The organism is Mesorhizobium sp. M0293 (assembly GCF_040321735.1).
Lineage (GTDB): Bacteria > Pseudomonadota > Alphaproteobacteria > Rhizobiales > Rhizobiaceae > Mesorhizobium.
In genome coordinates, this window is record NZ_JAMYSA010000321.1 from 1 (window position 1) to 606 (window position 606).

General features: G+C 64.7%; 1 protein-coding gene. It reads right to left on the bottom strand.

Going from position 1 to position 606, the window contains the following annotated elements:
- On the bottom strand, nt 1-606 hold a 606-nt coding region (locus tag NKJ06_RS35690; protein WP_352812634.1), incomplete at both ends, for a phosphomethylpyrimidine synthase ThiC.

The window sequence follows — 606 nt, forward strand, 5'->3', positions numbered from 1 at the left end:
CCTCCCAGCGGAACTCGAAGCGCGCGCGCGAAAGCGCATCATCCCTGACCTTCGCTGCCGGATGGCCCTTCGCCAGGTCGGCGGCGTGGGCGGCTATCTTGTAGGTGATCACGCCGATCTTGACGTCGTTGCGATCGGGAAGGCCGAGATGCTCCTTGGGCGTGACGTAGCAGAGCATGGCGGTGCCGAACCAGCCGATCATCGCGGCGCCGATGCCTGAGGTGATGTGGTCGTAGCCCGGCGCGATGTCGGTCGTCAGCGGTCCGAGCGTATAGAACGGCGCCTCGCCGCAGACGGCGAGTTGCTTGTCCATGTTCGCCTTGATCTTGTGCATCGGCACGTGGCCGGGGCCCTCTATCATCACCTGGCAATCCTTCGCCCAGGCGATCTTCGTCAGCTCGCCGAGCGTCTCCAGCTCGGCGAACTGCGCCGCGTCATTGGCATCGGCGATCGAGCCTGGACGAAGACCGTCGCCGAGCGAGAAGGAGACGTCGTAGGCTCTGGCGATGTCGCAGATCTCCGCGAAGTGCTCGTAGAGGAAGCTTTCCCGGTGATGGTGCAGGCACCATTTGGCCATGATCGAGCCGCCGCGCGAGACGATACCCG